This window comes from Nonomuraea sp. NPDC003707, assembly GCF_053587055.1.
Window position 1 is genome coordinate 297,214 of the sequence record NZ_JBSFNK010000008.1, and the last position, 23,544, is coordinate 320,757.

A 23,544-nucleotide genomic window follows, 5' to 3' on the forward strand; every position below is an offset into this window, starting at 1 on the left:
AGCCGGGCAGCGTTTCGCCCGCGCAAGCAGCGGTGCCTCCGACTGCGCGCCGTACGACGAAAGAGGAATCCGGCATGCTCGATCCCGATCCATCGTTCCGCCCGGTCCGCCGTCGGGATGGCTACCTGCCGCTGGAGGATCTGGGTCTCATCGGGGACGGCACGACCACGGCACTGGTCGGCCTGGACGGCTCGATCCCGTGGCTGTGCCTGCCCCGCTTCGACAGCGAACCACTGTTGTGCGGCCTGCTCGATCACGCACGAGGCGGGCACTTCACGCTGACGGTGGAGGACCTGCGGGAGGCCCGGCAGCGCTACGAGCCTGATACCGCGGTGCTGGTGACCGAGTTGCGCAGTTCGAGCGGTTCGGTCAGGATCACCGACGCGCTGGCGCTGCGTGCCGGCGCCGATCTCAGCGACGATGCGGGCGCGAGCCGGGCCGAGCTCGTCCGTTCCGCCCAGGTCCTGGACGGGACCGTCCGCGTGTCGGCGGAGCTGCATCCCCGCGGCGGTGGGCAGACCCGGCTCCTGGGCAGCGGCCTGGAGGTGCAGGCGTCGCGGCGGCCGGACCTACGGCTGCATCTACGTTCCAACCGTCCCCTGACCGGCCTGCGCACCGTCCACGACCTCGAACAGGGCGATCGCCTTGATCTCGTGCTGTCCTGGGGCCGTATTCACCGCCACCACCGGTTCGACCCCGAGGCCATGCTGCGCGAGACCGCCGAGGCATGGCGCCGGTGGATGAGGAACTGCCGCTACAGCGGGCCGGAGGAACCGCTGGTCCGCCGCGCCGCGATCACGCTCAAGCTGTGCGACGACTGGGTCAACGGCTCGCTGGTCGCCGCCCCTACCTCCTCCTTGCCCGCGCCGATCGGTGGCGTACGCAACTGGGACTACCGCTACACCTGGATCCGGGATGCCGCCTTCGCCGTGTTCGCGCTGCGCCGCATCGGCTTCGACAGCGAGGCCGACGCCTTCCTCGGCTGGGTCCTCGACGCCTTCGAACAGAGCCGCCGACCGCGGATCATGTACAGCATCTGCGGCGATCCCGTACCTGAGGAGATCCAAGACGTCGGCCTGGAGGGCTACCGGCGTTCCGCTCCTGTGCGATGGGGTAACGGCGCAGCTGATCAGCGTCAGCACGACGTTTACGGCGAGGTGCTGGACTGCGCCGACCAGTGGCTGCGCTCCGGGAGCGAGATCCAGCCCGCGCTGTGGTCCGGCCTGGCGGAGCTGGCCGACACCACCGTGCGCGAGTGGCGGCAGCCGGACCAGGGCATCTGGGAGGTACGCAGCGCAAGCCGCGTCTTCACCTACTCCGCCGGAATGTGCCAGGTGGCCCTGGACCGGGCCGCGGCGATGGGCGAGCGGCTCGGCCTGCCCGGCCAGGTCACGAGGTGGCGCGCCACGGCCGACAAGCTGCGTCAGCTCATCGTGGACCAGTCCTGGAACGAGGACGCGCAGTCCCTGGGCGAACACCTCGACGGCAGCGGCGGACTGGACGCCAGCCTGCTCGCGCTCCCGCTGCGGAGGGTCATCCCGGCCGACCACCCGCGGATGGCGGCCACCACCGCGGCCATCGCCGAACGTTTGTCCGCCGGCGACGGACTGCTCTACCGCTACCTGCACGACCACTCGCCCGACGGCCTGCCAGGCGACGAGGGCGCCTTCGTGTTGTGCAGCTTCTGGCTGGTCGAGAACCTCGTCCTGCAAGGCCGTGCCGAACAGGCCGAGGAACTCTACGCCTCACTGTGCGCCCGGGCCAGCCCGCTCGGGCTGCTGCCGGAGCAGATCGACCCGTCGACGGGCACGTTCATGGGGAACTTCCCCCAGGCATTCAGCCACATCGGCGTCATCGCCGCCGGCGTCAGGCTCGCACGAGCGAAAGAAGGGAGGATGACATGATCAACAGGCTCGTCATCTTCGGCGCCACCGGCGATCTCAACGCGCGCTACCTGCTTCCGGCGCTGGCCGCCCTGTGGACAGCCGGGCATCTGGACAACGGCTTCCAGCTGACCTGCGTGGACCGGGCCGACTGGACCGACGAGGGGTTCCGGCAGTGGGCCGTCGATCAGCTCGACCGGCATGGCCTCTCCTCCTCTGCCGACGCCAGGAAGGCGATCGTGGAGTCCGCCCGCTACCTGCGGGCCGACGCCACCGACGTCACCGATGTCGCTTCGGCCATCGCCGGCGACGGTCCTGTAGCGGTCTACCTCGCTCTTCCTCCAGCGATCTTCCCTGGCACGGTGGCGGCTTTGGGCGGCGCGGGCCTGACACCGGGCAGCCGGATCGTGCTGGAGAAGCCGTTCGGCGAAGATCTGGACAGTGCTGTGGCGCTGAATCAGCTGCTGTCGGAGGTCGTGCCGGAGCAGGCGGTGTTCCGCGTCGACCACTTCCTGGCCATGACGACCGTTCAGAACGTGCTCGGCAGTCGGCTGGCCAACCGGGTGCTGGAGCCCATCTGGAACAGCGCGCACATCTCTGAGGTGGAGATCGTCTGGGACGAGACCCTGACGTTGGAAGGCAGGGCGGGCTACTACGACGGCGCCGGGGCGCTGAAGGACATGCTGCAGAACCACCTGCTCCAGGTGCTGTGCCTGGTGGCCATGGAACCACCGCTCAGCCTCGGCGAGCGTGACCTGCGCGATCGGAAGATCGACGTGCTGCGCTCGGTACGCCGTCTCACGGACGACGACGTCGTGCACCGTACCCGCCGCGCCCGTTACCTGGCCGGCCGCATCGGTGACCGGGACGTTCCGCTCTACGCCGAGGAGGAGGGCGTGGACCCTCGGCGAGGTACCGAGACCTTCGCCGAGATGGAGCTGGAACTCGAAAGCTGGCGCTGGTCCGGGACGATCTTCCGGCTCCGCACCGGCAAGGCGCTCGGACACGACCGCAAAGAGGTCGCGGTACGGTTCCGGCCCGTACCTCACCTGCCCTTCGGCGACGGCGAGCAAGGCGCGCCCAACGTGTTGCGCTTCGGGCTGGAGCCGGAGGGCATGACCCTCGCGCTGACCGGCGTCGGCCCCGACGGGCGCACCCTTGCCCCGCTCACCCTCACCGCGCAGCTGGAGGCCCCCGGCCTGCCTGCCTACGGCCGGCTGCTGCTGGACGTCCTGCAGGGCAACGCAGCTCTGTCCATCCGAGGCGACGAGGCCGAGGAGTCCTGGCGGGTTCTCGCACCTGTCATGTCGGCCTGGTCCAGGGACCTGGTCCCGCTGCTCGAATACCCGGCCGGATCGGACGGGCCTGTCCGCCCTGGTGGGGCAGCGAGGAGTACCTGATGCCTTCGACGAAGGCGGCCCCAGGCGGCCTGCGCAGCCAGGCATGGTGGGACAACGCCGGCAATCCGGAGATGACGGCTCTGTATCTCGAACGCTTCCTCAACTTCGGGCTGACCCCAGGGGAACTCCAGTCGGGCCGGCCGATCATCGGCATCGCCCAAACGGGTAGCGACCTCGTTCCGTGCAATCGCCACCATCTCGCCCTCGCCGACCGGGTCAAGGACGGGATCCGCGACGGCGGGGGCCTCCCTTTCGAGTTTCCCGTCCACCCGCTGCAGGAGACCGGCAAGCGCCCGACCGCCGCCCTGGATCGCAACCTCGCCTACCTGGGGCTGGTCGAGGTGCTCTACGGATATCCACTCGACGGGGTGGTCCTGACGACGGGCTGTGACAAGACCACGCCCGCGTGCCTGACCGCCGCGGCCACGGTGAACATCCCCGCGATAGTCCTGTCCGGAGGGCCGATGCTCAACGGCTATCACCATGGCCGGCGGATCGGCTCGTCAGGCTCGGGCCTGGTGATCTGGCAGTCGAAGCGGCTGCTCGCCGGCGGGCAGATCGACTACGACGAGTTCATGGCGCGCGTGGCCGCTTCCGCCCCCAGCATCGGTCACTGCAACACGATGGGCACCGCGCTGTCGATGAACAGCCTGGCCGAGGCCCTGGGGATGTCCCTGCCAGGCTGCGCGGCGATCCCGGCCCCCTATCGCCGGCGAGCGCAGATGGCCTACGACACAGGCCGCCGGGCGGTGGCCCTCGTGCATGAGGACCTCACCCCGCGCAAGATCATGACCCGGCAGGCTTTCGAGAACGCGATCATCGTCGCCTCGGCCATCGCCGCCTCGACCAACGTGCCCATCCACATCAACGCCATCGCTCGCCACGTCGGGGTGCCGCTGTCCATCCAGGACTGGCAACGGGTCGGAGCCGACATCCCGGTGCTGGCGAACGTCGCCCCCGCCGGGGAGTTCCTCGGCGAGGACTTCTACCGCGCCGGCGGCGTCCCCGCGGTCATGCGGTCATTGCTGGCAGCAGGGCGCCTGCGCGGCGACGCCGTGACCGTATCCGGACGTACCGTGGCCGAGAACCTGGCCGAGGCCCCGCCCGCCGACCCGACGGTCATCCGCCCGTTCGACGAGCCTGTCGCCGCGCGCGGCGGACTTCTCGTCATGACCGGCAACCTCTTCGACTCCGCGGTCATGAAGACCTCGGTCATCACCGACGACTTCCGCGCCCGCTACCTGTCGCATCCCGATGACCCGCAGGTGTTCGACCTCCGCGCCATCGTCTTCGACGGGCCCGAGGACTACCACGCCCGCATCGAAGACCCCGAGCTGGGCCTGGACGAGAACTGCATCCTCGTCATCCGCTACACCGGGCCGATCGGCTACCCGGGATCGGCCGAGGTCGTCAACATGGAGGTGCCTGCCGCGCTGCTCCAACTGGGCATCACGACGCTGCCCACACTCGGAGACGGCCGCCAGAGCGGCACCTCGGACGCACCGTCCATTCTCAACGCCAGCCCCGAGGCCGCGGCCGGCGGCAACCTCGCCATCCTGCGCACCGACGACCGGATCCGCATCGACATGGACAACGCGCGTGTCGACGTCCTCCTGTCCGATGAGGAGATCGCCGCGCGATGGGCCCAGTACACGCCGGCCACGTTGGACAACCAGACACCGTGGCAGGAGATCTACCGTTCCACGGTGGGACAGCTGGACAGCGGAGGCTGCTTGGAGCTCGCCGTGTCGTACCAGGATCTCGTACACACCAAGGGGATTCCCCGTGACTCGCACTGACGCCAAAGGCACGATCCTGATCGCCGACTTCGACTTCGGCGACGTGGACATCGAACGCGCCATCGTCGAGGGGGCCGGGTTCGAGCTCCTCGCCGCACAGTGCAGGAGCGAGGACGAGGTGATCGAAAAGGGCCAGGACGTCGACGGCGTCCTGACCCAGTACGCGCAGGTCGGTTCCCGCGCCATCGACGCGTTCACCCGGTGCCGGGTGATCGCCCGCTACGGCACGGGCGTGGACATCGTCGACGTCACCGCCGCCACCCGACGGGGCATCCAGGTCACGAACGCACCGAACGAGTGGTGCGCCGACGAGGTCGCCGATCACGCCGTCGCGCTCTGGCTCGCCGCCGCCCGCAAGATCTGCCAATACGACCGGGCGACCCGGCAGGGCACATGGCAGTGGCAGAGCGGAGAGCCGATCTGGCGGCTGAGGGGCCAGGTATTCGGGCTGCTGTCCTTCGGCTCCATCGCACAGCTCATCGCCGAACGCGCGAAAGCGTTCGGCGTCGAGGTCTGGGCGCACGATCCGTTTCTGGACGAGACCGAGATCCGATCGCGCCAGGTGCGGCCGGTGTCCTTCGACGAACTCGTCGAAGGCTCCGACCACCTGGTGATCCAGGCGCCGCTCACCCCGCAGACACACCACACCTTCGACCGTGCGACGCTCCGCAGGATGAAGCCGACCGCCGTCCTCATCAACACCGCACGCGGCCCTATCGTGGAGGACACGGCGCTCCGCCAGGCTCTCACCGAGGGATGGATCGCGGGCGCGGCACTGGACGACCTTGAGGAGGAGCCTGCGAAGCAACGCGGCTGGCACCCACGCAATCCCCTCTTCGCGCTGCCCAACGTGATCATCACCCCCCACGCCGCCTACTACTCCGAGCAGGCCATCACCACAGTGCGCCGCATCGCCGCCGAGGAGGCCGTACGGGTCCTGACCGGACAACCGGCCCGTTACCCGGTCAACGAGGTGCCGGCCGATGTTTCAGACTGACGGGCATGTCCGCGGCGAGCTTGAGTTCCTTCGCGAGCGTGCCACGAAGATGGCACCGTCGAAGACCGCCATGATGTCCGCGGCCTACTCGGCGGCAGGCGGATCAGACGCCACCTGCTGGTTGGAAATGCCGTGGATGCAGCGGGCCAGCGGCGTGATCGGCCTGATCACCAGCACGGGGTTCGTGAGCCCGCGTTGGTCGGGGTCCTCCAGCACCGCGAACAACTGCCCCGATCTGTTGCGTACAGCGTGGGCGAGCCGCCGTTCTGCGAGGCCGAACCGAGGAACGTAACCCTCATGCCTGCCTGAGGGGACTACGGCCTCGACGTAGCCGTCAACCCTTCGGACGTGATCGCTCTAGGGCGTCGTACATGGCCCTCCGGGAAGTCAACTCCAACCACCAGGCGAGTCATGATGGCGAGGGCCCTCCTCGGAGACAGGACGGCCGGAGAGGGGCAGGACCTTGACTCTTCTCCGTGGCGTTGCCAGTGATCGTAGGATCGTCCGCGTGGATCTGGATGACATCGCCGCCCGGCTCGGGGTACCCGTCGAGGATGTCGACCGCGTGCACCGGCTCGCCGGCGACCGGCCGTCGGCTCCGCTGCCCGCCAAGGCCGACGCGCGCGCGATCCTCGACCGGCTCGCGGTGCGGCCGGACGACGCCGACGAGATCATGGCGGGCTGGCCCGACCCCGACTCTCCCCTGTGGACTCCAGAGCTGCGCTGGCTGCTCGACCGCTCGATCGCCCTGGTCCGCGCCGATCTCGGGGGCCACGGCTGGCTGCCGCCCGGTCCGGAGCTGCCGCGCGAACAGGGCCCCGCCTGGCGGCATCTCTACGTGTACGCGTACCTGGCCCTGGTCGACGTCGTCACGGGGTACCACCGAGACCACGGCATCGCCGATGCCGTGTCGTGGGTGACCCTGGCGGACCTGGGCCGCAACCTCGCGATCGACCGGCGGATGCACCGCGAGGGCTGGCCGGTCATGCAGAGCTGGCTGACGCTGCACGCCCGCGGCGGCATCTACGAGCTGGGCCGGCTGCAGCACCAACGCGGCGGCACCACCATCGACCTGCACATCCCCGAGTCGGGGCCGATGACCCCGGAGGCGGTCGCGGCGTCGCTCGACGAGGCCCGCGCGTTCTTCCCCCGCCACTTTCCCGACGAGCGCTACACGGCGTTCTCCTGCGGCTCGTGGCTGCTCGACCCGCAACTACTGGAGTACCTGCCCGGGGACTCCAACATCGTCCGGTTCCAGCAGAGGTTCGAGCTGGAGCCCTACGAGGAGCCGGAAGGGCAGGACGCCGACGTCGAGGTGCTGCGGTTCGTGTTCCGCACCCTGACCACGCCGCTCGACCAGCTACCACGCCGCACCGTGCTCCAGCGCGCGATCGTCGACCACCTCAAGTCCGGCCGCCACTGGCAGATCCGCCGCGGCCGCTTCCCGATCTAGCCGGGCCGGGACATCCACAGATCTGCCTCATGATCAATGAGACATGACTTCATCGATTCTGAGGCACCGCAGTTCAAGGAGGCCTCATGCCTCAAGCCGAACGAGACAGGACAGCGGTGAATGACGGTTCAGGTGCGAGCCGTCAGGCTGGGGAGGACGTAAATGCTCCACCTGGGGGAAGGCGGCATGACGAGGCGAGTGCCGAGTCAGGAGTGGACGCTATGCGATTGAGCGCACGTAACAAGATTCCGGCCCGGGTGACTGGGCTCACCAAAGGCGAAGCGACAGCGAATGTGGAACTGGACGCCGGTGGGATGCGGTTGGTCGCCTCCGTCACCGTAGAGGCCGCCAATGAGTTGGGACTGGTGGAGGGCAGTGAGGTTATCGCCGTGATCAAGGCGTCCGACGTGATGCTGGGGCTTGAGAGCTAGCGCGGCGTCATCTCGGGGCTCCAGGTCGATGGAGAAGCGAGCGCCTCGAACCTGGTAAATGCGGGGTCCCGATCGGTTCCGTGACCACCCTGGCCGGCGAGCGCAAGGCCGGCCAGTCCCACAAGTACGCCCAACGCGCTGATGCGCGGGTCTGCCCTCGGCGCCTACAAAGATCAGGTAAATGGTCATAGCGATGGCAGAGGCGGTGGCACCAGTACGCCTGCCCACCGCTGCGACCTGCGTGACATAGCGCATCCCTCATTCCGAATTCAGCCGGCGTGGCATCCTGCCCGCTCAGGGTGAGCAGGATGCCGCTGCGGACAGAGGTCGCGTCAGGCGGGGTCGAGGGTGGAGGCGTAGGACGCCGCTGACGTAGCGGCCGCCCTTGACGTCGCCGGGTACGACCAAGCGCGGACCTTCCTTGGATCCGGTGGCCGTGACGAACAGGCGCAGCTGGGCGTTCTTGACGTCTGGGCCGATGCGCGGCCCGGCCAGTTTGAGGACGTTGGCGAGCAGAGGACCAGTGACGGTGTGCTTCTCCGCGCCGTGGGAGGTCTGGTAGAGCACGCGTACGGTGTGCTGCGGCAGGCCGCGCAGTCGCGCCATGCTGAACGAGCGCGGATGGTCGACCTGGCCGCGCACCTTGACCGCACCGACGGCGTTCTGCTGGGCGGAGGAGGGGCCGGCAGCCGCACGGCGAGGTGGGGAAGGCGCTGGCTGGAGTTTCGCGCTCGGACAGGTCCGAGATGTCCGTCCGGTCCGAAACTGCTGCCGGACGAGGCCATCGCCCTGCCAATGGGACATGCCGGCCCGGACATCGGTCCGGCCTTCCCATCGAACGACGGAGCGCGCACGATCATGCATCACCTGCAACAAACAGAACTCTTAGCCGTGGTGACAACAAGAGCCGAGTGTAGGTCTCTTCGTGAGCCGCGCTACGTTCCTCGGTAGCTGGCCTGCCGGCGAGCCCTTGACGTCGGTGAGCTTGCCCACGGCCCTGCTGCGCGCGCCGAGAGGCACGGGCCTGGGGAAGCGGACCTTATTCAGGCCGTAGTTGACGCCCATCGACGATGCAGCCCCCTCGACCATCTCGAACATGAACGACGGCAGCGGCGACAAACTCAGACAGCCGTGGGCGATCGTGCCGCCGAACGGCCCTTCCTTGGTCCGCTCCACGTCCACGTGGATCCACTGATGATCATTGGTGGCATCGGCGAAGAGGGTTGACCTGGTCCTGAGTGACCGTTCGCCACTCCGTAGGGCCGAACTTCTCGCCGACGGCCGTCTTGAGCTCCTGAACATTCGCGAAGGTCCGCATGGTCCCGAACGCTATTGCGCGGGCGGGACGGCTGCCAGGTTCAGCACTGTGAACGTGCCAGGTTCGCCGTCCCAGTAGATGATCGTGCTGGGCTCGGAGGAGGTGCCCACGCCGTACCCGCCGCTGCCCTTGCCGGTGGCGGCCACCTCGCCGGTGGCGGCGTCGTAGACGGTGTTCCCGGCGAACAGGAACCGGTCGAGGATCGGGAACCGGGTCAGAGCCATCGAGACGTCGCCGAGGCCGTCGAGGGCGATCGTGTTCGTGCCGTCGAGGTACTGCACGAACAATCCTTGCCCGTTACGCCCGAAGCACCAGGAGGGTCCGCACCGCAGGCCCTGCGCCGACGCGGGCACGTTGATCTCGGTCTGCGCGCCCCGCGCCAGGTCCACGAGCTTGGTCTGGTTGCGGTCGTCCCCCTTCGGGCCGTCGGCCACGTCCACGGCGTACGGCCATTTAATCAGGTGCAGCCCGTCGCCGCCGGGCACGCGCGCCGCCTCGCCGCCCGCGACGGGGATGCTCCAGACGCCGCCGGAGAACTCGGACCAGTAGACGTGGTCGCCGTCGACGCCGATCGCGTCGATCTGCGCGTGCTTCCCGGTGAACGTGCCGAGCAGCCTGGGCTCGCCACCCGCCAGCGGGACCGTCCAGATCTCGCGCACGGCCGCGCCGTCCTTTTCGCCGTACGCGAACCAGGCGAGGCTCTGGCCGTCGGTGGTGGCGGTCTGCGGGAAGTAGCGGTCGAGCCCCGGCGTCCGCGGCACCGTGGTGACCACGCGCGACTTGCCCGTCGCCGAGTCGTACACCTCGAACGTCCCGGCCTTCTCGAACGACGACTCGGCGCTGAGCAGCACCTCCGTCGCGCTGAGGGCGGTGATCGGGCGATAGCGCCAGCCATCGGCGTTCTTGGCGGGCATCGTGAAGACCGCGCCGGGCCAGAGCCTGTCGGCGTCCACGACCTTCGAGCGCGCGGGCGGGGAGAGCGCCACGTTCGGGAGCATCGTGGTGACGGAGACTGTCATGTCCGTGGGACTCGCCGCCGACACGCTGGCGTGGCCCCCGCCGGGGAAGAAGCCCCTGATTCCCACCACGCCCACACCCAGTACCGCCACTACGGCCCCGGCCGCGAGCACCTGCGTGCGCCGATGGTGCCTACGACGCCTGCGCACCGCAAGGGCTGCCAGCAGGTCGCCCTCTTGTGGCGCCCGCTCCGCCGCCGACCGCAACGCGTCGGTCAACTCGTCCTCTGTCCTCACGATCGTCCCCTTTCAAGCATCGCCGGCTTGATCCGCAGCGTGTTGAGCGCCCGGAACGCCTGGCTGCGCACGGTTCCCCGGGAGATCCCCAAGATTTCGGCTATGTCCTGATCCGACAGGTCCTCGTAGTAGCGCAGCACCAGGACGGCACGCTGCTTGCGCGGCAGCGTGGCCAGTTCCTTCCACAGCTCGCCGTAGGAGTGGCTGTCGGTGTAGGAGCCTTCTGGTACGTCGTCCGTCAGGTGCTCCCTGCGCCGCCTGCGCCACCAGCTGATGTGTTGCCGGGCCATGATCGTACGTACGTACGACTCTGGATCGTCCTTGTTGCGGACCCTGCGCCAGCCGTCGCTCAGCTTGAGCAGTGCCTCCTGTACCAGGTCGGCGGCGTCGTCGGCGTTGCCGGTCAGCACGTGGCCGTATCTGAGCAGGGCGGACCCGCGCGCCCGGACGAAATCCTCGAACTCCACACCTACAAGACGCCTCCCGAGGCCGGGCCTGTTGCAAAGACCTTTGCTCGAAATCTAAGAGGGCATATGAAGTGCGAAGTTTGTGATTGATTGCCGGTTACGTATATCGCCATGTTGGGGTGGTTTCGCCTGTTATGCGTCGGGCGGGGTTGTCGATGGACGCCAATCGGATCATGGCGGCGCCGCGGTCTGGCCGCGTCTCGTAGTCGCGGGCCGGTCGGCGGTGGAGCATGAGCCAGCCGAAGGTGCATTCGGCCACCCGGCGGCGCTGTCGGACACGCTGGCGGCGGTGATCAGGACGGCGAGTAGGAGCCGAGGGTGCGGACAACGGCAAGCAGTTCACCGGTCGGTCGGGCGAGCCGAAAGCGGGAACCTGCTCGGCGAAGGTCCGCTTGTCACAGGCAGTGTTGTCGCAGAAGAAGCGGCGCACCCGCGCCTGGAGCAGCACCTCCTGCCCGGCCACCGGCAGATCCGATGTGAACCCGCACCGACTCACAGCCACAGGCCGGACATTCACCCCTCGGCTCCGTCGTCGCGGTTTTCACCCGCACGGTCGCTCCCATCCGATGCACCCGCTCGATACGAACGGTGGCAAGGTGTGGGAACACGACCGCCGACAACTCCATGATCGACACAGAGCAGCGTCCCGACACCGACACTGGCCCGCACCCGGCTCAACATGATCGTGATCTTGGAAGTGTGGCCGATCACGAAAAGTGGACCACACCCTGAGTAGTGACAGCGATGTCGGTGAGAGGCAGCAGCGCTCCTGGGCTTGCGGTGGACGATAAGTGCGCTCCGCAGGGTCAGGGGGTGCGGGCTTTCGTACGACCGACAAGGCCCTGGCCGGCGCCACGTAAGCCACTGCCGGCGCGTGCATCCCGGCTTGACCCGGTTCAAGCCACTGAGCTACTTCCGTTCCCTCTCGGTCACATGCTGGCGATGAGTTTGTCCACCCTCTCGTCGACGCTGCGGAACGGGTCCTTGCACAGCACGGTGCGCTGCGCCTGGTCGTTGAGCTTCAGGTGCACCCAGTCGACGGTGAAGTCGCGCCGCTTCTCCTGCGCCTTGCGGATGAACTCGCCACGCAGCCGCGCCCGGGTGGTCTGCGGCGGCACCGACTTGGCCTCGAAGATCTTGATGTCGGAGGTCACCCGCTCCACCGCGCCGCGCCGCTGCAGCAGGTAGAACAGCCCGCGCTTACGGTGCACGTCGTGGTAGGCAAGGTCGAGCTGGGCCACCCGGGGCGAGGACAGCGGCAGGTCGTACTTCTTCCGGTACCGCTCGATGAGCTGGTACTTGGTGACCCAGTCGATCTCCCGGGAGACCAGGTCGAGGTTGCCGGTCTCCACCGCCCGCAGGGTGCGCTCCCACAGCTCCAGCACCCTCCCCGCGATCACGTCGCCGCCCCGCTGGTCCACGAAGTCCTTGGCCTTGCCGAGGTACTCCTGCTGGATCTCCAGCGACGACGCCTCACGCCCGTTGGCCAGCCGGATCCGCCGCCGCCCGGTCATGTCGTGCGAGACCTCGCGGATCGCCCGGATCGGGTTCTCCAGGCTCATGTCGCGCATCACGATCCCGGCCTCCACCATGCGCAGCACCAGATCGGTCGCGCCGACCTTGAGCAACATGGTGGTCTCGCTCATGTTGGAGTCGCCGACGATGACGTGCAGGCGGCGGAACCGCTCGGCGTCGCCGTGCGGCTCGTCACGGGTGTTGATGATCGGGCGGGACCGGGTCGTCGCCGACGACACGCCCTCCCAGATGTGCTCGGCGCGCTGCGACACGCAGTACACCGCCCCCCGCGGGGTCTGCAGCACCTTCCCCGCGCCGCAGATGATCTGCCGGGTGACCAGGAACGGGATCAGCACATCGGCCAGCCGCCCGAACTCCCCGTGCCGGCCCACACAGTAGTTCTCGTGGCAGCCGTAGGAGTTGCCGGCCGAGTCGGTGTTGTTCTTGAACAGGTAGATGTCGCCGGCGATGCCCTCCTCGCGGAGCCGCTTCTCGGCGTCGACCAGCAGCCCCTCCAGGATCCGCTCACCGGCCTTGTCGTGGGTGACCAGCTCCACGACGTTGTCGCACTCGGGGGTGGCGTACTCGGGATGGCTGCCCACGTCCAGATACAGCCGGGCGCCGTTGGGCAGGAACACGTTGCTCGACCGGCCCCAGGACACGACCCGCCGGAACAGGTAGCGCGCCACCTCGTCCGGAGACAGCCTGCGCTGACCCCGGAAGGTGCACGTGACGCCGTACTCGTTCTCCAGACCGAAGATGCGTCGATCCATTACCTCACAACTATTCTCCCCGCCCGCGCGACGGGGGAGATCGTCTTTCGCCGGCCCCGGCCGGGGATTGATGTGTGGGTACCCGGAAAGCCGACGACACATGCGCCACGAGGCCGGCTTGCAACGGAGTCTGGCTGGAGCACACGGCGGCCCTTGCCGGACGATCAAGGACCATGATCCTTGCCACTCACCGGCGGGGGATCACATCCCGCCGTGCCAAGCCATCCCCCTCCGCGAGTTGCATCGGTTGACGCAGGGCCGGCCGCGGCGCCCAGGTTGGCGATCGTCGACCGACCTCCTATCCCGAGCATGATCTGCGCGGGTACCACCCCACCGCCGGCCAGCGTCCGTGGCGGGAACAGGCCCTGCGGGATGTAGGCCGGCATGCCGAGGTTCTTCCAGTTCGCCGGCCGCGACACCGTCAGGACTCCGCGCGCGGCCTGGTCGACCACCCACTCGACCTGGCGCGGCTTGGGCTGCATCGCCTGGTTGCGCGGGTCGTTGCGAGGCACCGAGCAGTACCGTTCGGCGAAGTCGGCCGGATCGGACGGACTCGCCTTGAGAGTGGCCGACCTCGGGCTCGCGCCCGCCGGCGCGGCCGCGATCTCGGGGGTGACCGTGAACGTGGTGCCGGCTCCGGTCTCCGTCGCGGTCGCCTTGACGGCCAGCGGTTTCGGCCCGAGCCTGTCGGCCGCCGCCGGCTCCGTCACCGGCAGCACGGACGTGACCACGAGCTCACCCTCAAGGGAGGGCTGTGATCCGGGCGGCGCGTCCAGGCCCGACACGCTGGCCGGGCCCGTCGCGAGCGTCCCGGACCCCAGCGCGAACACCCGGCCACCGTGACCGGAGGTGATGTCGAGCCCGGTCAGCGAACCCGAGGCGAGCGTGGCCAGGACGGCACGACCCTTCACCGCGGCGGACACCCGGCGAGCCTGCACCCGGTCTGCGCCCGAGCGCCGCAGGTAGACCACGCCACCATCGGCGTCGGCGGCCACGTCGAACGGCACGCCCTCGGTCGCGGTGAGCACACGCCTCGAGCCGTCGTCGGCGACGCGTACCAGTGCGCCGCTGTCGGCCGCGACGATCCCCGTGGCCACCGGAACCGCTGACGTCAACTGGCCCGGCACCTCGATCCGCGCGTCGATCCGGGCCTTGCCCGCGTCCACCCGGATCAGCCGCGTGCGCCCCAGGCTGGTGTCCCCGCCCTGCGTCAGCACCGCCTGCTCGCCCGCGCCGCACGCCGGTGTGAAGTACGCCAGGCTCGACCGGGCAGCCGGGTCACGGCACCGCTGGTCAGGTCGACCACCGCGGTGAATCCGCCGCGGTCGAACAACTTCTCGTCGTCGGTGAAGCTCCGCGGCGCGTACACGATGACCGCGCGCCGGCCGGAAGCCGTCACGCACATGTTGCCGATCCACCTGTCGGTCTCCACTCCGGGTTCGCCGAGCGTGGCGACGGTCCGCCAGGCGTATCCCGCTGCGGCGTCGGCGGCCGGCACGTGAAAGCCGGTGGCATCTCCCGTGGCAGGCAACGCCCGGTCGGAGGAGGCCTGCCACCGCTTGCCCAGCACCCGGCCCCGGTCGGCCGCCGGCACCTTGGCGGGCGCGGTCGTCGGCACGGATCGCGCGCGTACGTCGTCATCCGGGCCCGGCGGCGCGGCGCGGGCCTCGGGCGGGACGGCGAGAATGCCGACCGGCAAGCCGGCTGCCGTGATGCCTCGCATCAAACCTCGAGCTCTCATGCCCAGAATCTGCGCCGCCGCGACCGGCATGAGAACAGGTTTGCGGTATAACGCAATCAGCCCGTTCCCGGTCATGCCGGACGTGACGTCTTTCAGTCATGCCCCGGTCTCGTGCTCAGTGGCCCCGCGAGCTCAAGCACCGCGGCGGCGGAGGCGAGCGGTGCGGCCACAATCGTCGCAAGCGGGCTGAGCGTCGGCTCCAGCGCGACCACCGGTGATGGCGTCAAACTCCTCGCGTTCCTCGAATGGTCTGGCATGGCTGCCGATGGACCACAACCGGCGGCCGAGAGGGTTGTAGACGCCGGCAGTGGCGCGGCGCACCCTGGCAACGAGCTCGTCCTGCGCCTTACCGGCGTCCGTGCCGCGCAGGGAGCGGGCGCACCAGTCGCGGAAGCGGGTGAGATGGACCTCTTGAGTGCGCAAGAGGTGGGCCCGCTGCGACACATCGCTCATCTACGAAAGGCCCAGGCCCGGTCAGTGGAACAATCAGGAACCCGCGTCAGCGGTCACCGTCTCCGGGTCCGGCGCTTTGATCGACACCTTGCCTCCCCACCCGGTGAAGCGGCTGTCGATCGTGATCGTCTGGCCGTCGAAGCCGCTCTTGTCGATCACTCCCGTTGCCGCGTACGAGCTCCTCACCCTGCTCACGAGCCCGGCCGAGGTGAGGCTGAGGGTGTAGGTGACTTTCGTGTCGTCGTGCATGCGCAGCGGGATCGACGCGTCGAACCAGCGCGACACCTTCTCCAGTTCCTTGAACGTGATCTTTCCTGTGATGGTGCTTCCGCTCAGCTTGCCTTTCTTGATCAGCGCGGATAACGTTCCCGGCTCCGCGGGGTTGATGACCTGCCCGTAGAAACCGCCGGCGCCGCCGGGCATGCCGCCGGTCTTGAGCCACGTCTTGCCGTCTGGAAGGCGCTCTTTCCAGATGCCGCCCGAGGTATAGCTGACCTTGCCGACGCTGATGGTCCGCTCAGGCTCGGCGGGGCCCGTCTTGCAGGTGATGTCTGAGGCGGCGATGCCCTTGGCGTTGAACTGGAACGTTCCCTTGCGGCTCTGCAGCTTGACCTTGCCGTCTCCGATGAGAGTGGTGGTCTCGGTGAACCGTACGCCGTGCCCGGAAACCAGCTTGCTCTTCAGAGCTCGGACGGGATCCTTGGGCGCAGCCTGCGCGGGAGCGGCGGTCACCAGAAAAGCGCAGCCGGTAACTAGAACTGTGATCGTCTTCTTCATGGAATGTGATCATTCCGGGAGCGGGTAACGAATGGGCCACGGTCCCGCGGTACACGGTTGGCAAGAGGTCAACGACCGGCTCGCCGAGCTCGGCAAGCAGTGCGGCACGGTGGCCGCCAGGCAAGGGCGGCCGTCATCGGTCAGTAAAGTGATCACGATGACGGACACGCGGCTGATCATCCACCGTGACGTTTCCACGGCCATGGCCCGTTACGACGACCGGGAACTGGCCGAGCTGCTGGAGCGCGAGGCCGTACCCCTCGGCACCGGCATCGGCGGGGCGTCCGCTCGGCTCGCGGTCGGCGGCACCGCGGTCTTCGTCAAACGCGTGCCCCTCACCGAGCCCGAACTGCGCCACCCGCACTCGACGGCCAACCTGTTTGGGCTGCCGCCCTTCTGCCAGTACGGCATCGGCTCGCCCGGCTTCGGCGCCTGGCGCGAGCTGGCCGCGCACACGATGACCACCGAGTGGGTGCTGACCGGCCGGTTCCCTGGCTTCCCGCTGCTGTATCACTGGCGGGTGCTGCCCAACGCCGAGCCTGCCCCGCTGTACGGAGAGCTGGCCGACATCGATCGGGCAGTCACCTTCTGGGAGAGCGCGCCCGGCGTGCGCCGCCGCCTCGAAGCGCTGGCAGAGGCTCCGGCGAGCCTGACGCTCTTCCTGGAGTACTTCCCATACAACCTGCACCAGTGGCTGGACGAGCGGGTGCGCGCGGGCGACGCCGACCGCGCCTGCGCCCTGGCGGACCACGGGCTGCGTGAGGCCGTGTCCTTCATGAACGCGGGCGGCCTCCTGCACTTCGACGCGCATTTCGACAACATCCTCACCGACGGGCACCACTTCTACCTGACCGACTTCGGGCAGGCCGTATCGAGCCGGTTCGACCTGTCAGAGGAGGAACAGGCCTTCTATCGCCGGCACCTCACCTTCGACCGCACCTACACGTTGACGTACCTGGTGAACTGGCTGGCCGGCGCCTTCCACGGCGTCGACTGGCCGGGGCGTCGCGAACTGGTGCGGGAATGGGCGGCAGGAGAGCGGCCGGCCGGCGTGCCCGGCGGGGTCGCCACCCTGCTGTCGCGGCACAGCCCGTTGGCCACCGTGCTGAACGGCTTCTACCACGATCTGCAGAGTGAGAGCAGGAAGACGCCGTACCCGCTGGAGGAGATCCGCCAGGTTGCCGGACGGCACGCCCTACCGCTCGAGTGAAGGGTCACCCACCGCTTGAGGAGACGCACGCCGAACGGGGAGGACGCTCTGCTCGGGTGAGGCTCACTCGCCGCGATGGTCCTCGCCTCAACGTCCACGACCTCGACCTGGCCAACCGGCCCGCGCCCATCCGCGATCGCCGGGCTCAATACGCTGATGGGCGCGGGGTTGCACGTACGGGCCGTCCTGAGCGTGCCCCCTCGCGCGGTTCCGGCCTGCGGGCTTCTGCCAGCGCTGGCGTGCCGTCCGGCGTGCTCCACCTGTACGACAGCACCCAGTCGGCCGCGGCCCAGGTCGCTTTGGTGGTGTAGGTAAGCGTGACCGGGATGGTCTGAGTGGAGTCGGGCGGGACACGGCTGGGCGTCTCGGGGGCGTAGTACGTGGTGCCCGAGAGCCACCCCCCTTCCGGCTCCTGTTCACGGCCCGGACCGGCACGGCGCGGGGCTCCGGCAGGCCATCGTCGGCGAACCACGCCGTCGCCCCATCCCAGAGGGGGCGTTCACTTTCGGGAATCCAGCCGCCGGTGGTGCGGGAAGAAGCGGCTGAAGCCTCTTGATGAGCACCGCACAGGTCACCGACCGGACATCTACCGAGCTTGTTGATGGCGAGGCGCCGGGCCGAACTCGTCCTCCAGGCGGGCCAGCAATTGGGCGAGCAGTCGATTGAGCTGATCGAGGTCGTCGGACGCCAATGCGTCGGTGAGCAGGCGCCGTTCGCGAGTGGTGCGGTCACGGGTGGCCTGGCTCCAGCGCCGCCGGCCCAGCTCGGTGAGGCGGACCGGGCGGCTGCGGCCGTCGACGGCGGGGACGGGCTCGACCAGCCCGGCCTTGCTGAGGCGGTCGATGCGCACGCTCATGGTCCCGGCGGTGACGCCGAGTTCGTCGGCCAGTTGCTTGGGGGTGCGCTCGTAGGGCGGGCCGGAGCGTTGCAGGGCCGACAGGGCGGTCCAGTCTCCGGGGGTGAGGTCGTTGGCGGTGGCGACGTCGGCCAGGAGGTGTTCGAACAGGCGGGAGATGCGGCCGATGCGCTGCCGGGCGGCCTCGGTGACGGGGTCGGCGTCGGCCATCTGGGAGATCCAGGCGTCGATCTCGGCGGCGACCGAGTCGCCTGCGGGTGCGGGGTCAGGTCTCACGTTTGACGTCCTTTGAGTATCAAGCTACTTTGCTTTGAGTCTCAAACTTTGAGTCCCAAAGCAAAGTCTACCGGGATGCTCGCCCCCGCCGATCACGACCTGGAAAGGACCCTCACATGACCACCTCAGCCTCTTCCGGCAAGGTGTGGTTCATCACCGGCACCAGCACCGGGCTGGGCCGAGCGCTCGCCCACGTCGTGCTGGCGCACGGTGACCGGCTGGTGGCCACCGCGCGTGACCGCGCCACCCTCACCGGCCTGACCGAGCAGGCGGGCGACCGAGTCCTCGCCCTGGACCTGGACGTCACCGATCCGGTCGCCGTCCGCCGTGCCGTCGATGCCGCGCTGGAGGCGTTCGGCCGGATCGACGTGCTCGTCAACAACGCCGGATACGCCATGCGCGGCGCCCTGGAAGAGATCACCGATCAGGAGCTGCGGCGCCAGTTCGACACCAACGTCTTCGGCGCCATCGACGTGACCCGCGCGGTGCTGCCGGCCATGCGCTCCCAGCGATCCGGGCACATCGTGCAGATGTCCTCGGTCGGCGGGGTGACCACCATGCTGGGCGGCACCGCCTACGGCGGGACCAAGTTCGCGCTGGAGGGACTTTCCGAGGGGCTCGCCGCCGAGCTGGAGCATCTGGGGATCGGCGTCACCATCGTCGAACCCGGCCCGTTCCGCACCGACTTCGCCGGCCGCTCGTTCCGCTGGGCCACTCCCATCGACGACTACCGGCCCGTCATCGAACCGGCCAAGGCGACCTTCGTCGCCCAGCACGGCGCTCAGCCGGGTGACCCGGTCCGCGCCGCCCGTGCGATCGTCGCCGCCGTCAACCTGGACACCCCGCCGCTGCGGCTTCCCCTCGGCGCCCGTTCCTTCGACCGCATCCGCGCCAAGCTCCGCGCCCGCCTCGACGAACTCGACCGCCTGGAGCCCCTCGGCCGCGACACCGATTTCCCCACCTGACCACTCACCACTTGGCGCTCACCGTCGAGGACGGCGACATCACCAGGGTCGAAGGGCCCGCCTCCGGGCGGACGTGGAACCGGCGTGCGACCAGCGCGCGCCCGGCCGGCTCAATGCGAGGGCAGATTGATCATGCCCTTTCCGAAGAATCGCACCAGCCCGCTCACCATGATCTCACCGGAGACGTCCACGATGATTTGACTGGGGAATCCCATCTCCATACCTTGATCAATCGTCATCCGAGCCTGCCCGGCGTGCTCGCGAAGATACGCGCCGAACGCGCCCGCGGCTGATCCCGTGGCCGGATCCTCGCCGGTCGTGAAGTCCAAGGCAAAGCAGCGGGAGCGCCACCGGCCGGGACCTTCTTCGGCCACCAGATAGCAGTTCAGACTGTCCGGCTCGGCGAAACCCTCAAGCGCCTTGTACAGGGAATCGCGATCCAAAGTCGCGTGAGCCAGTGCGGAGACCTCGCGCAGCGGCAGAATCAATGCGGGCAGCCCGGTCGACACTATTTGCGCCGGCAGTTCGGGGTGGGCGTCCTCCGGTGCGACTCCGAGCGCCGCGAGAACATGTGAAGACGATACGGTCGCCCCGAAGACCGGTGAATTCTGGGCAATGGCCACCATGGCTTCATCGCCTGCCGACTCGACGACGAGTCGCTGGCGGCCGCTCATGGTCTGCTGTGTCAGCTCGGTCGAACCGAGGCCGGCATGCCAGACATGAGCGGCCGCGGCGCCGAGCGACGGATGCCCGGCGAAGGGAACCTCGCGCGCGACCGTGAAGATTCGATGCGTGTAGTCGCACCAGGGGTCATCGGAGGCCGCGAGAAACGACGTCTCGGGCTGCAGGAATCGGCGGGCGATCAGGGCCATCGTCGAGGTGTCGACAGCGTCCGCTCCGTGTATCACCGGCAGCAGGTTTCCGCTCATCGGCGTGCGGCTGAAGACCTCAACCAAGCTGAAGGCGAATTCGGCCATATTCCCTGTCCGATCGTCAGCGCCTGCGGCTCATTCTGAATGGGGGAGTCGGGACCGGACGCTATCACCGCCGACGCCGAGCATGCGGCTCGCGACGTGCTGCCACATGAGTCCACCGCCACCGATGCGGACGACCACGGACGGCGACCAGGCCCAGACCGATGACCTGATCGCCGTCCTTCCGAGTGGCGCACATCGTCCCGATCAGGACCGGAATCCGGCAGGACCAGGACTCGTACGATGTCGGCCATGATCTCCTCATCGACCACGGAGTCTTCGCTGCCGTGCAGGTAGAGGGTGGGCTGGGTGGGCATGCCGGCCAGCAGCTTGCCCACCTCCCATTGATCGGTTCCGAACGTCGCGGCGGGAAAGTTCTCGCGGTAGAGCCCGAGAGTCGCGCGTACGTCGGGCCCCGTCTCGGGTCCGCCGGCCGCCTCGCCGTCGGCAAAAACCCCAGGTCACAGAGTGTACGCGCGGCAGCGCTCGGCCCGGACACGGCGCCTTCGCCCGACCGCGGATGGATCAGGCACATGCCGCCTTGGCCCCCATCTCACGCGGCCATGACCGGCGGCTGACCTGCCTCTCGGTAACGTGAGTGGTCAAACTACGACTCGACCCACTTCAGAGGCCCCATGTCCACCTTCTGGGATCTCAAACACCAGCTGGCCGACGCGGTCAATGCGCACGACCTGCCGAGGGTGCTCGCCTGCTACAGTCCGGACGCCGTGTACGTCTCGCCTGCGGGCGTCGCGGAAGGACATGACCAGATCGCGTGGCTCCACGAGCAGATTCTCGAGGCGTTCCCCGACTTCCACATGACGGCCTGGTACGAACTCGGCGACTGCGAGAACCCCGCCGTCACGGAATGGACGTACACCGGCACCCACAAGGGCCCGCTGCTGCTGCCCGACGGGCGAGAGATCGCGGGAACGGGCCGCCGCATCACCGTCCGGGCCATCTGCGCCACGTTCGTCGAGAACGGGAAGATCATCTCGCACCGCGAGTACTACGACCAGCTGGAGCTGTACAGCCACCTCGGCTTCGGCCTGGCGGAGCTCCACCCCACGTAGACAGGCCTGGAGCAGCCGGCCCGCCCGTCGGCCTGCCCGTGAACAGTCCGCCCGTGGCCTCGCCAGGCGAACGGACCGATCAACCGGCCGGCTCCAGGCTCTGGGCTTCGCGCCACACCGCATCCAGGCGGCCGAATTGTTCACCGGTCAGCCTGATGTCCATGGCCGCCATGTTCTCCTCCAGGTGCACGACGGAGCTGGTGCCGGGGATCGGCAAGGTGACGGGTGAGCGGGCCAGCAGCCAGGCGAGTGCCACCTGCGGGGGGGTGCCACCGATCTGCTGTGCGACCTGGGCGAGCGGTCCCCCCGCGAGGGCGTGCGCTCCGCCGGCCACCGGAAACCAGGGAATGAAGGCGATGCCCGCGGCCTCGCAGTAGTCGAGCACGTCCTCGTGCCGCCTGTCGGCGAGGTTGTAGAGGTTCTGCACGCCGGCGATGGGCACCGTCCGGCGGGCCTCCTCGAGCTGGGCGACGCCCACCTCCGACAGTCCGATGTGGCGGATCTTGCCGTCGTCCCGCAGTTGCTTGAGCGCCCCCAGCTGTTCGGCGAAGGGGACCTGGGGGTCCACACGATGAAGCTGGAAGAGCTCGATCCGCTCCAGCCGGAGGCGGCGAAGGCTCAGCTCGGCCTGCTGGATGAGGTACTCCGGGCGGCCCAGCGGCTTCCAACGGTCGCGCCCCGGGCGACTTTGCCCCGCCTTGGTAGCGATGACCAGGCCGGATGGGTACGGGTGCAACGCCTCGGCGAGCAACTCCTCATTGGCGCCCAGGGCGTACGCGTCGGCGGTGTCGAGAAGGGTGACGCCGAGCTCGACGGCTCGCCGCGCCACCGCGATCGCGGCGGGCCTGTCCCTGGGCGGCCCCCAGTCCGTCAGCCGCATCGCGCCGAACCCCAGCCGGCGCACCGACAGGTCTCCACCGATGTCAATGGTCTCGTCAGCCATAGCCAGCACCTTGCCGTACGCAATTACAAAGGACAAGCGACTCTTTCTGCGACATATTGCGTAGCATTCCTAAGATGTTGAATCTGGATCGGCTTCGTACTCTGTACGCGATCGCCACCCACGGGTCGGTCACCGCAGCCGCGGACATCCTGCATGTCACCACCTCGGCGATCTCCCAGCAGATGGCGAAACTGGAGCAAGAGGTCGGGCAGCGCCTGCTGGAGCGCAAGGGCCGCGGCGTGCGTCTCACCGAGGCCGCCGAGTTGCTCGCCGTCCACGCGGGGCAGATATTGGCGCTGGCCGAACGGGCCGAGGCGGACCTGGAGGCCTGCCGCGGCGTCGTCGCCGGGCAGTTGACGCTTGCCGCCTTCGCGACGGCCGCGCGCGGGTTGGTCCCGCCCGCGCTGCGGGATCTCCGTCGTGATCACCCGCGGCTGCGGATCATGTTGCAGGAGTGCGAGCCGCACGAAGCGGTGCCGGGGGTGAGCCGCGGCGATCTGGACATGGCCATCGTCCAGGATTGGTGGGACTCTCCCTTGTCCCTGCCCGGCAACTTGAGCAGGGCCAGGCTGCTCGACGACGTCGCCGACATCGCGGTGCCGGAGGGGCACCCCTTGGCCTCGCGGACCGCCGTGGAGATCGAGCGATTCGCCGGCGAGCCATGGATCACCTGGAGTGACGGCTGGATCTGCAACTCCTGGCTGGTGGAAACGCTGCGTTCTCGCGGGGCCGAACCGGATATCGCCTACACCGCCGGCGAACACCACACCCAACTGGCCCTCGTCGCCGCCGGCCTCGGTGTGGCGATCATTCCCAGACTCGGCCGTGACCCCGTCCCCGACGGGGTCCGTTTCGTCGAGGTGCGGCCACGCCTGACCCGCCACATCTACGCGGTGTGGCGCACCGATGCCGACCGGCGGCCGTCCATCCATGCGGTGCTCCGATCCCTGCGACAGGATCGCGGAAGTGCAGGACCGAAGTAGCCGG

The 23,544-nt window shown here is 68.7% G+C and carries 22 protein-coding genes and 1 pseudogene; 10 read left to right on the forward strand and 13 right to left on the reverse strand.

From position 1 onward, the window contains the following. Window positions 1-74 precede the first annotated feature (74 nt). From ACWDRB_RS23210 to ACWDRB_RS23225, 4 genes are read left to right on the forward strand one after another with little or no spacing between them, the layout of a single operon-like run. Window positions 75-1,904: a glycoside hydrolase family 15 protein gene (locus tag ACWDRB_RS23210; protein ID WP_449896712.1), complete on the forward strand. Its 1,830-nt coding sequence runs from the start codon at window positions 75-77 to the stop codon at window positions 1,902-1,904. After that, on the forward strand, window positions 1,901-3,283 hold the full coding sequence (locus tag ACWDRB_RS23215) for a glucose-6-phosphate dehydrogenase (protein ID WP_449896714.1): 1,383 nt from the start codon (window positions 1,901-1,903) through the stop codon (window positions 3,281-3,283). The genes ACWDRB_RS23210 and ACWDRB_RS23215 overlap by 4 nt, the downstream gene beginning before the upstream one ends. Further along, window positions 3,283-5,082, forward strand: a complete 1,800-nt coding sequence (locus ACWDRB_RS23220; RefSeq protein ID WP_449896716.1) for an IlvD/Edd family dehydratase — start codon at window positions 3,283-3,285, stop codon at window positions 5,080-5,082. The genes ACWDRB_RS23215 and ACWDRB_RS23220 overlap by 1 nt, the downstream gene beginning before the upstream one ends. Then, on the forward strand, window positions 5,069-6,079 hold the full coding sequence (locus tag ACWDRB_RS23225) for a C-terminal binding protein (protein WP_449896718.1): 1,011 nt from the start codon (window positions 5,069-5,071) through the stop codon (window positions 6,077-6,079). The genes ACWDRB_RS23220 and ACWDRB_RS23225 overlap by 14 nt, the downstream gene beginning before the upstream one ends. Before the next feature lie 84 nt (window positions 6,080-6,163). On the opposite strand, the gene ACWDRB_RS23230 is transcribed toward ACWDRB_RS23225, so the two are convergent. Next, complete coding sequence (locus tag ACWDRB_RS23230) at window positions 6,164-6,304, reverse strand: hypothetical protein (RefSeq protein ID WP_449896720.1); 141 nt, start codon at window positions 6,302-6,304, stop codon at window positions 6,164-6,166. Between the two features lie 283 nt (window positions 6,305-6,587). Between ACWDRB_RS23230 and ACWDRB_RS23235 the strand changes: the two genes are divergently transcribed. Next, the gene (locus ACWDRB_RS23235; protein ID WP_449896722.1) at window positions 6,588-7,532 is read left to right on the forward strand and encodes an acyltransferase domain-containing protein; all 945 of its coding nucleotides are present in this window, start codon (window positions 6,588-6,590) and stop codon (window positions 7,530-7,532) included. A gap of 221 nt (window positions 7,533-7,753) precedes the next feature. Then, complete coding sequence (locus tag ACWDRB_RS23240) at window positions 7,754-7,963, forward strand: TOBE domain-containing protein (RefSeq protein WP_350734333.1); 210 nt, start codon at window positions 7,754-7,756, stop codon at window positions 7,961-7,963. 294 nt (window positions 7,964-8,257) lie between these two features. Here the strand turns inward: ACWDRB_RS23240 and ACWDRB_RS23245 are convergent, their stop codons facing one another. The 9 genes and pseudogenes from ACWDRB_RS23245 to ACWDRB_RS23285 form a co-directional block, all read right to left on the reverse strand. Continuing rightward, on the reverse strand, window positions 8,258-8,605 hold the full coding sequence (locus ACWDRB_RS23245; protein WP_449896724.1) for a hypothetical protein: 348 nt from the start codon (window positions 8,603-8,605) through the stop codon (window positions 8,258-8,260). A gap of 243 nt (window positions 8,606-8,848) precedes the next feature. Further along, complete coding sequence (locus ACWDRB_RS23250; protein ID WP_449896726.1) at window positions 8,849-9,139, reverse strand: MaoC/PaaZ C-terminal domain-containing protein; 291 nt, start codon at window positions 9,137-9,139, stop codon at window positions 8,849-8,851. 153 nt (window positions 9,140-9,292) lie between these two features. Beyond that, on the reverse strand, window positions 9,293-10,534 hold the full coding sequence (locus ACWDRB_RS23255) for a hypothetical protein (RefSeq protein WP_449896728.1): 1,242 nt from the start codon (window positions 10,532-10,534) through the stop codon (window positions 9,293-9,295). Beyond that, window positions 10,531-11,001: a SigE family RNA polymerase sigma factor gene (locus ACWDRB_RS23260; RefSeq protein WP_449896730.1), complete on the reverse strand. Its 471-nt coding sequence runs from the start codon at window positions 10,999-11,001 to the stop codon at window positions 10,531-10,533. The genes ACWDRB_RS23255 and ACWDRB_RS23260 overlap by 4 nt, the downstream gene beginning before the upstream one ends. 97 nt (window positions 11,002-11,098) lie before the next feature. Beyond that, window positions 11,099-11,305: pseudogene (locus ACWDRB_RS23265) on the reverse strand (IS5/IS1182 family transposase); the annotation flags it as partial. Window positions 11,306-11,930: 625 nt separating this feature from the next. Then, complete coding sequence (pafA, locus tag ACWDRB_RS23270; RefSeq protein ID WP_449896732.1) at window positions 11,931-13,289, reverse strand: Pup--protein ligase; 1,359 nt, start codon at window positions 13,287-13,289, stop codon at window positions 11,931-11,933. Between the two features lie 164 nt (window positions 13,290-13,453). Further along, window positions 13,454-14,506, reverse strand: a complete 1,053-nt coding sequence (locus tag ACWDRB_RS23275; protein WP_449896734.1) for a hypothetical protein — start codon at window positions 14,504-14,506, stop codon at window positions 13,454-13,456. Further along, on the reverse strand, window positions 14,500-15,012 hold the full coding sequence (locus tag ACWDRB_RS23280; RefSeq protein ID WP_449896736.1) for a hypothetical protein: 513 nt from the start codon (window positions 15,010-15,012) through the stop codon (window positions 14,500-14,502). The genes ACWDRB_RS23275 and ACWDRB_RS23280 overlap by 7 nt, the downstream gene beginning before the upstream one ends. Before the next feature lie 504 nt (window positions 15,013-15,516). Then, on the reverse strand, window positions 15,517-16,260 hold the full coding sequence (locus ACWDRB_RS23285; protein ID WP_449896738.1) for a hypothetical protein: 744 nt from the start codon (window positions 16,258-16,260) through the stop codon (window positions 15,517-15,519). Window positions 16,261-16,417: 157 nt separating this feature from the next. Here ACWDRB_RS23285 and ACWDRB_RS23290 point away from each other — a divergent pair, with 157 nt between their 5' ends. Then, complete coding sequence (locus ACWDRB_RS23290; protein ID WP_449896740.1) at window positions 16,418-17,470, forward strand: protein kinase family protein; 1,053 nt, start codon at window positions 16,418-16,420, stop codon at window positions 17,468-17,470. Window positions 17,471-18,056: 586 nt separating this feature from the next. Here the strand turns inward: ACWDRB_RS23290 and ACWDRB_RS23295 are convergent. Further along, window positions 18,057-18,602, reverse strand: a complete 546-nt coding sequence (locus ACWDRB_RS23295) for a MarR family winged helix-turn-helix transcriptional regulator (RefSeq protein WP_363968585.1) — start codon at window positions 18,600-18,602, stop codon at window positions 18,057-18,059. A gap of 116 nt (window positions 18,603-18,718) precedes the next feature. On the opposite strand from ACWDRB_RS23295, the gene ACWDRB_RS23300 reads away from it, so the two are divergent. Next, entirely contained in the window at window positions 18,719-19,567 is an 849-nt protein-coding gene (locus tag ACWDRB_RS23300; protein ID WP_449896742.1) for an oxidoreductase, read from the forward strand. Window positions 19,568-19,677: 110 nt separating this feature from the next. Here the strand turns inward: ACWDRB_RS23300 and ACWDRB_RS23305 are convergent, their stop codons facing one another. Then, on the reverse strand, window positions 19,678-20,544 hold the full coding sequence (locus ACWDRB_RS23305) for a PhzF family phenazine biosynthesis protein (protein WP_449896744.1): 867 nt from the start codon (window positions 20,542-20,544) through the stop codon (window positions 19,678-19,680). A gap of 632 nt (window positions 20,545-21,176) precedes the next feature. Between ACWDRB_RS23305 and ACWDRB_RS23310 the strand changes: the two genes are divergently transcribed. Beyond that, window positions 21,177-21,614, forward strand: a complete 438-nt coding sequence (locus ACWDRB_RS23310; protein ID WP_449896746.1) for an ester cyclase — start codon at window positions 21,177-21,179, stop codon at window positions 21,612-21,614. Window positions 21,615-21,693: 79 nt separating this feature from the next. Here ACWDRB_RS23310 and ACWDRB_RS23315 read toward each other — a convergent pair whose 3' ends face one another. Further along, window positions 21,694-22,557: an aldo/keto reductase gene (locus ACWDRB_RS23315; RefSeq protein ID WP_449896748.1), complete on the reverse strand. Its 864-nt coding sequence runs from the start codon at window positions 22,555-22,557 to the stop codon at window positions 21,694-21,696. Between the two features lie 74 nt (window positions 22,558-22,631). Between ACWDRB_RS23315 and ACWDRB_RS23320 the strand changes: the two genes are divergently transcribed. Beyond that, complete coding sequence (locus ACWDRB_RS23320; protein ID WP_449896750.1) at window positions 22,632-23,540, forward strand: LysR substrate-binding domain-containing protein; 909 nt, start codon at window positions 22,632-22,634, stop codon at window positions 23,538-23,540. Window positions 23,541-23,544 lie beyond the last annotated feature (4 nt).

What these genes read in the sequence shown, in the direction of transcription:
- ACWDRB_RS23210 (WP_449896712.1), top strand. Translation starts at nt 75, where the DNA reads ATGCTCGATCCCGATCCATCGTTCCGCCCGGTCCGCCGTCGGGATGGC.
- ACWDRB_RS23215 (WP_449896714.1), top strand. Translation starts at nt 1,901, where the DNA reads ATGATCAACAGGCTCGTCATCTTCGGCGCCACCGGCGATCTCAACGCG.
- ACWDRB_RS23220 (WP_449896716.1), top strand. Translation starts at nt 3,283, where the DNA reads ATGCCTTCGACGAAGGCGGCCCCAGGCGGCCTGCGCAGCCAGGCATGG.
- ACWDRB_RS23240 (WP_350734333.1), top strand. Translation starts at nt 7,754, where the DNA reads ATGCGATTGAGCGCACGTAACAAGATTCCGGCCCGGGTGACTGGGCTC.
- pafA (WP_449896732.1), bottom strand. Translation starts at nt 13,289, where the DNA reads ATGGATCGACGCATCTTCGGTCTGGAGAACGAGTACGGCGTCACGTGC.
- ACWDRB_RS23280 (WP_449896736.1), bottom strand. Translation starts at nt 15,012, where the DNA reads ATGCGAGGCATCACGGCAGCCGGCTTGCCGGTCGGCATTCTCGCCGTC.
- ACWDRB_RS23285 (WP_449896738.1), bottom strand. Translation starts at nt 16,260, where the DNA reads ATGAAGAAGACGATCACAGTTCTAGTTACCGGCTGCGCTTTTCTGGTG.
- ACWDRB_RS23290 (WP_449896740.1), top strand. Translation starts at nt 16,418, where the DNA reads ATGACGGACACGCGGCTGATCATCCACCGTGACGTTTCCACGGCCATG.
- ACWDRB_RS23300 (WP_449896742.1), top strand. Translation starts at nt 18,719, where the DNA reads ATGACCACCTCAGCCTCTTCCGGCAAGGTGTGGTTCATCACCGGCACC.
- ACWDRB_RS23305 (WP_449896744.1), bottom strand. Translation starts at nt 20,544, where the DNA reads ATGGCCGAATTCGCCTTCAGCTTGGTTGAGGTCTTCAGCCGCACGCCG.
- ACWDRB_RS23310 (WP_449896746.1), top strand. Translation starts at nt 21,177, where the DNA reads ATGTCCACCTTCTGGGATCTCAAACACCAGCTGGCCGACGCGGTCAAT.
- ACWDRB_RS23315 (WP_449896748.1), bottom strand. Translation starts at nt 22,557, where the DNA reads ATGGCTGACGAGACCATTGACATCGGTGGAGACCTGTCGGTGCGCCGG.
- ACWDRB_RS23320 (WP_449896750.1), top strand. Translation starts at nt 22,632, where the DNA reads ATGTTGAATCTGGATCGGCTTCGTACTCTGTACGCGATCGCCACCCAC.